The sequence below is a fragment of the Cognatilysobacter segetis genome (assembly GCF_004359965.1).
Lineage (GTDB): Bacteria > Pseudomonadota > Gammaproteobacteria > Xanthomonadales > Xanthomonadaceae > Cognatilysobacter > Cognatilysobacter segetis.
This window is the reverse complement of sequence record NZ_SMRQ01000100.1, coordinates 1-3894: the sequence shown is the minus strand read 5'-3', so window position 1 is coordinate 3894 and position 3894 is coordinate 1. Positions and strand designations below refer to the sequence as shown.

6 protein-coding genes, 1 tRNA gene and 1 pseudogene are annotated in these 3894 nt (G+C 66.0%); all 8 read left to right on the top strand.

What is annotated here, in order from left to right; translation table 11 throughout:
• On the top strand, positions 1 to 221 hold a 221-nt coding region (locus E4F61_RS13895; RefSeq protein WP_484482008.1), incomplete at its 5' end, for an EF-Tu C-terminal domain-related protein.
• Between the two features lie 156 nt (positions 222 to 377).
• A tRNA-Trp gene (locus tag E4F61_RS13890) sits at positions 378 to 453 on the top strand.
• An 88-nt stretch (positions 454 to 541) separates the two neighbouring features.
• Entirely contained in the window at positions 542 to 934 is a 393-nt protein-coding gene (gene secE / locus E4F61_RS13885; RefSeq protein ID WP_238382957.1) for a preprotein translocase subunit SecE, read from the top strand.
• 1 nt (position 935) lies between these two features.
• Complete coding sequence (nusG, locus tag E4F61_RS13880; protein ID WP_133480208.1) at positions 936 to 1508, top strand: transcription termination/antitermination protein NusG; 573 nt, start codon at positions 936 to 938, stop codon at positions 1506 to 1508.
• A 162-nt stretch (positions 1509 to 1670) separates the two neighbouring features.
• Complete coding sequence (gene rplK / locus E4F61_RS13875; RefSeq protein ID WP_133480207.1) at positions 1671 to 2099, top strand: 50S ribosomal protein L11; 429 nt, start codon at positions 1671 to 1673, stop codon at positions 2097 to 2099.
• Positions 2100 to 2103: 4 nt separating this feature from the next.
• Positions 2104 to 2802, top strand: a complete 699-nt coding sequence (gene rplA / locus E4F61_RS13870; RefSeq protein WP_133480206.1) for a 50S ribosomal protein L1 — start codon at positions 2104 to 2106, stop codon at positions 2800 to 2802.
• A gap of 320 nt (positions 2803 to 3122) precedes the next feature.
• Positions 3123 to 3653 (top strand): 50S ribosomal protein L10, encoded by a 531-nt coding sequence (gene rplJ, locus E4F61_RS13865; RefSeq protein WP_133479875.1) that lies wholly within the window; start codon positions 3123 to 3125, stop codon positions 3651 to 3653.
• Positions 3654 to 3711: 58 nt separating this feature from the next.
• Positions 3712 to 3894, top strand: a pseudogene (gene rplL / locus E4F61_RS13860) (50S ribosomal protein L7/L12); the annotation flags it as partial.

Below are 3894 nucleotides of genomic sequence, written 5' to 3'. Positions count from 1 at the left end.
CGTTCTTCAAGGGCTACCGTCCGCAGTTCTACTTCCGCACGACGGACATCACGGGCGCCGTGACCCTCCCCGAGGGCGTGGAGATGGTGATGCCGGGCGACACCGTGAAGATGGTGGTGTCGCTGATCAACCCGGTGGCGATGGACGAAGGCCTGCGCTTCGCGATCCGCGAAGGCGGCCGTACGGTCGGCGCCGGCGTCGTGGCGAAGATCGTCAAGTAAGCTCGTTCGCCGCTTCGGCGGCGATCCCGACGCGACTGGCGCCAGCGCCCGTCGCGACGGACGCGGAACCGGCCCGGCCGGTTCCGCCCAACCGGGCGGGAAGGGCAGGCGGCGAAGGCCGCCGTTGCCTTTTCGGGAAACGCCCAAAGTAACGATACGCCAGTAGCTCAATTGGCAGAGCAGCGGTCTCCAAAACCGCAGGTTGGGGGTTCGAGTCCCTCCTGGCGTGCCACTTCGACGGCCATCCGGATGTCCGTCGATCCGAACATCATCGAAGTCCGCGCATGGACGCAGGGGCTTTTGCGAGGGACTCGCCGGACGTGAATACCAAGGCCGTACAAAACCGAGGCACCCAGCCGGGTGGCGCCGCTGCCGGCGACATCGCCAAGTACGTCGTGGCCGTGCTGCTCGTGGCGGCCGGCGTCATCGGTTTCTACTGGTTCGCCGACCTCTCGACCGCGGTGCGCGCACTGATGGTCGTGGCCGGCATCGTCGCCGGTGCCGTCGTGTTCGCCACGTCGGATCGCGGCGGCCGTACCCGCGAGTTCCTCGTCGAATCGCGTTTCGAACTGCGGAAGGTCGTCTGGCCGACCCGCCAGGAAGCCCTGCGCACCACGTGGGTCGTCATGCTCGCGGTGCTGATCCTCAGCCTGCTGCTGGCGGGCTTCGACGTGGTCATCCAGGCGTTGGTCAAGCTGCTGCTGGGGCGTTGAGATGACGGAAGTGAACAAGCGCTGGTTCGTCGTGCATGCCTACTCGGGCTTCGAGAAGTCCGTGGCTCAGGCGCTGCGCGACCGCATCGTGCGCGACGGCATGGAAGAGAAGTTCGGCGACGTGCTGGTGCCGACCGAGGAAGTCGTCGAAATGCGCTCCGGCCAGAAGCGCCGTTCCGAGCGCAAGTTCTTCCCGGGCTACGTGCTCGTGCAGATCGCCGTGAACGACGAGAACGGCATCCCGCGCATCGACAGCGAGTGCTGGCACCTGATCAAGGAAACGCCGAAGGTGATGGGCTTCATCGGCGGGACCGCCGATCGTCCGTTGCCGATTTCCGACCGCGAGGCCGACCAGATCCTGCAGCGCGTGCAGGAAGGCGTCGAGAAGCCGCGTCCGAAGGTGCTGTTCGAGCCGGGCGAGATGGTCCGCGTCACCGACGGCCCGTTCAACGATTTCAACGGCGTGGTCGAAGAGATCAATTACGAGAAGAGCCGCCTGCGCGTGGCGGTGCTGATTTTCGGTCGCTCGACGCCGGTCGAACTCGAGTTCGGCCAGGTCGAGAAGGCCAAGTAAGGATTACCCGGACCGACGGTCCGGCTAATTGCCGCTGCTCATCCGGCCCTGCGACCGGATAGCGCCGGCGGGGCAAAACCGGCGAGAGCGGTTTTGCAATTTCAACGAGAGGAGGAGTCACCGGTTCACAGCCGCTGACGTTCGAACTCCAGGAGAAAGATCGTGGCAAAGAAGGTTGTCGGTTACATCAAGCTGCAGGTGAAGGCCGGTCAGGCCAACCCGTCGCCGCCGGTCGGCCCGGCGCTCGGCCAGCGCGGCCTGAACATCATGGAGTTCTGCAAGGCGTTCAACGCCGCGACCTCCAAGCTCGAGCCGGGTCTGCCGACCCCGGTCATCATTACGGCGTACTCCGACCGTACGTTCACGTTCGTCACCAAGAGCACGCCCGCTTCGGTCCTGCTGAAGAAGGCGGCCGGCATCACGTCCGGTTCCAAGCGTCCGAACACCGAGAAGGTGGGCAAGGTCACCCGCGCCCAGCTCGAGGAGATCGCCAAGCAGAAGGAGCCCGACCTGACGGCGGCCGACCTCGACGCGGCGGTGAAGACGATTGCGGGTTCCGCCCGCTCCATGGGTCTCGTGGTGGAGGGCTAAGAACATGGCAATGAACAAGCGCCAGAAGGCCATCAAGGCCGCGGTCGTCCCGGGTAAGGCTTACCCGTTCGAGGACGCCATCAACATCGTCAAGTCGGCCACCAAGGCGAAGTTCGTCGAGTCCATCGACGTCGCCGTGCGCCTCGGCGTCGACGCCAAGAAGTCCGACCAGCAGGTCCGCGGCTCGACCGTCCTGCCGGCCGGTACCGGCAAGACCGTCCGCGTCGCCGTGTTCGCGCCGGCCGGTGCGAAGGCCGACGAGGCCCTCGCGGCCGGTGCCGACGCGGTCGGCATGGACGACCTTGCCGAGCGCATGCAGGGCGGCGAGCTGAACTACGACGTCGTCATCGCGACGCCGGATGCCATGCGCGTGGTCGGCAAGCTCGGCACCGTCCTCGGCCCGCGCGGCCTGATGCCGAACCCGAAGGTCGGCACCGTCTCGCCGAACCCGGCTGAAGCGGTCAAGAACGCCAAGGGCGGCCAGGTCCGTTACCGCACCGATAAGGCGGGTATCATTCACTGCACGATCGGCAAGGCCGATTTCGACGGCGACAAGCTCAAGGAAAACCTGACGGCGCTGCTGCTGGACCTGATCAAGGCCAAGCCGGCGACCTCGAAGGGCCAGTACCTGCAGAAGGTGGCGATCAGCTCGACCATGGGTCCGGGCGTGATCGTCGACCAGGCGTCGCTGGCGCTGAAGTAAGCAGTTCAAGGCCGGTGGCGTTTGCCGCCGGCCGACTCTTTTGAAGGCGCTGCCGCTCCGGCGGCAGTGACCGTCAAAGACCGCAGGTGCGGTCGGCGCCGACCGGCGACGGGCAAGGGAAGCTCAACACGGCAAGGAATCGCCGTCGGTCGAAGCGGGATCGCTTAATCCACCGCCTGCGTAGATGGTGCCCTTCTGGAAATTCGTTTCTGGACGGCCACCACCGGGATGCCCCTCGCGGTATCCCCGGTGCCACGGACTGGCGCCGCCCCGTCCCGCGACGGCGACTGCCGCTCGCGGAGTTCAATTGGAGGAGTGCAATGGCTCTCAATCTGTCCCAGAAGCAGGAAGTCGTCGCGGAGCTGGCGGACATCGCCGGCAAGGCGCACTCCCTGGTCGCGGCCGAGTACGCGGGCACCACGGTCAGTCAGATGACCGAGATGCGCAAGAAGGCTCGCGAAACGGGTGTGTACCTCAAGGTCGTCAAGAACACGCTGGCCTCGCGCGCCGTTGAAGGCACCGAGTTCGCCTGCGTCAAGGACGCCCTGGTCGGTCCGCTGCTGTACGCGTTCTCGCTCGAGGAGCCCGGCGCCGCCGGTCGCCTGATCAAAGATGCGTCCAAGGGCAACGACAAGCTCAAGGCCAAGATCGTCTCGGTGGAAGGCAAGCTGCTGCCGGCCGCCCACGTCGACGTCCTGGCCTCGCTGCCGACCCGCGATCAGGCGCTGGCGATGCTCGCCCGCGTGCTGGCCGAGCCGGCCGCGATGTTCGCGCGTGCCGTCAAGGCCGTGGCCGACCAGCAGGGTGGCGGCGACGCCGCGCCGGCCGAGGCTGCCGCGGAAACCGCGTGATCGTCGACGTTCTTTCCTGAATCCGCTTTAGAAACCAATTTCCGAAAGGTATATCCAAATGTCCGTTACCAACGAGCAGATCGTCGACGCCATCGCCACCAAGTCGCTGATGGAAGTCATGGACCTCGTCAAGGCGATCGAAGAGAAGTTCGGCGTCTCCGCCGCTGCCCCGGTCATGGCCGCGGGCCCGGCTGCCGCCGCCGCTCCGGTCGAAGAGCAGACCGAGTTCAACGTCATCCTG